Below are 1,739 nucleotides of genomic sequence, written 5' to 3' on the forward strand. Positions count from 1 at the left end.
CGGGCGGAGCGTATGCCTTACAGAGCTGAAAGGATATCAGGCCGCTGTCGGTCAGCCGGTCATCCAGCCCCGCCGTCCAAACAGCCGCCTGGACAAGGTGCGCCATATGTTCAGTAAGATTCCTTGATACGCCACAGCAAGGATGGTTATTGCATTTCCCTGCCTTTCGTGGTAAAATGTAGTTGTAAACCACCAGAGAAAACAACAACCCTGCTACCCCCCGTTATCACCACCGATAACAATTTGATAACAGCCCATCGTATAGGGCTGGATAATATGGACACATCAAATAATCAAAAAAATGAGGTATCAAATTTATGAAGCAAAATCCGTTAAATATGATGCCCAACAACGAGTGGGAATAATTTCAGAGGGGCCAGGAAGCCTTGAAAATCAAGGGCTTTTCACCGCCTGAACCTCTCTGTGGCAACGATTTGGCAACATTTTTTCATTATTCAAAGATAAAGAGCTAACTGATTTTGATTAAGTCAGTTAGCTCTTTTTTATAGTAGTTGCCGACTGGTTCGCCGATCAAAGCGCCGAGAAAGATTATGACAATAGTCCGGATGCTATAACTGGACATTGGCTGTAAAACCGAATATAATATCCATCAAGCATGAGCAATATGTTTATAGGCACCTTCAGTTGTGATCGCACCGTAACACCTGAAGCCTTATTTTTTTGAAAATACCAGCCCAAACGATTATTCGGATTGAATATATTAGCGAAAGAGTATGAGCAGCCTCTTATATGAAACGGTTTTAAGAATCTCATGTTTTTGCACGGAGGTATATTTTGATGAACGGAAGGCTATGGGCGTCACTTTATGATCAACCGCCGGAAAAGATGGACAGTTGTATGGTGGAAAATCTTATAAGAGCCTCGGAGAAGCCTCAAAATGTTCGTGCTGAATTAGTTTGCCGGGCTGCTGATGGTGACGAAAACGCAAAGGGGGCGTTTTTGGAATCGCTCATGCCGGTCATGCTTTCCAGAATGAAAAAATATGCTGATATGATTGGATATCCAACGGTTGTCATGAAAGCGGTTGCCGGAAGTGTTGAAGAATATCTGGATTTTGTCAAGTGGGATTCGGATGAGAACATCGAGCATAACCTGATCAGGCAGATGCAGTACGCTACCACTCGCGAGTGCCGCCGTTACCGAATGATTCACGCAAAGGAATTGCTATCCCATAAGCTGGACGCCAGATCCGAAGCTGAGTATCACACAATCCGGGATAAGCTGAAAATTTCTGACGAGGAAAGATTTGCAGATGCCTGGCTTGATATGAGCGACAGAGACCGCAGGATCATTTGTATGAGGTTTGGTGTGGAGGACGGAAAAAGCAAAACTTTGGAGGAGGTTGCTTCCGCTTTCCATATTTCCAGGGAACGCGTCAGCCAGATAGAAAAGAAATTCATTCGCCGGCTGAGCGGAGGATGTGTTTTTTCAAAGAAAATGCCGGTGGATATGGAGTAGTCATCGCAAATCCTCCAGCCCTTGTATTGATAGCGCAGCGCTTTTCTTGGATAACCTGCCGTTTTACGCGCTGAACAACGTGAACAGACAGCAGGGCTTTTATTCCGATCCGCAATAACAGAGATAACGAAGAAGAACGCCCCCGCCGGTCTGAAGTGACCCCGAAAAGTTAGACAATATTTCGAAGCAAAAATTGTTCAAGCAACCGAAAGGGCTTGTTGTCTGTGAAGAGCAGGCGGCAAGCCCTTTAGCTTCGCCTT

1 protein-coding gene is annotated in these 1,739 nt (G+C 45.3%); it reads left to right on the forward strand.

Translation table 11 applies throughout. The annotated features are described in order from the left end of the window. Positions 1-798: 798 nt before the first annotated feature. On the forward strand, positions 799-1,479 hold the full coding sequence (locus tag ACTNBZ_RS14270; RefSeq protein ID WP_441210936.1) for a sigma factor-like helix-turn-helix DNA-binding protein: 681 nt from the start codon (positions 799-801) through the stop codon (positions 1,477-1,479). Positions 1,480-1,739 lie beyond the last annotated feature (260 nt).

Source organism: Pseudoflavonifractor sp. HCP28S3_F10 (assembly GCF_052065415.1).
Lineage (GTDB): Bacteria > Bacillota > Clostridia > Oscillospirales > Oscillospiraceae > Pseudoflavonifractor_A.

Excerpts from the sequence above, each read along its gene's own strand:
- ACTNBZ_RS14270 (WP_441210936.1), top strand. The coding sequence starts at position 799 with ATGAACGGAAGGCTATGGGCGTCACTTTATGATCAACCGCCGGAAAAG.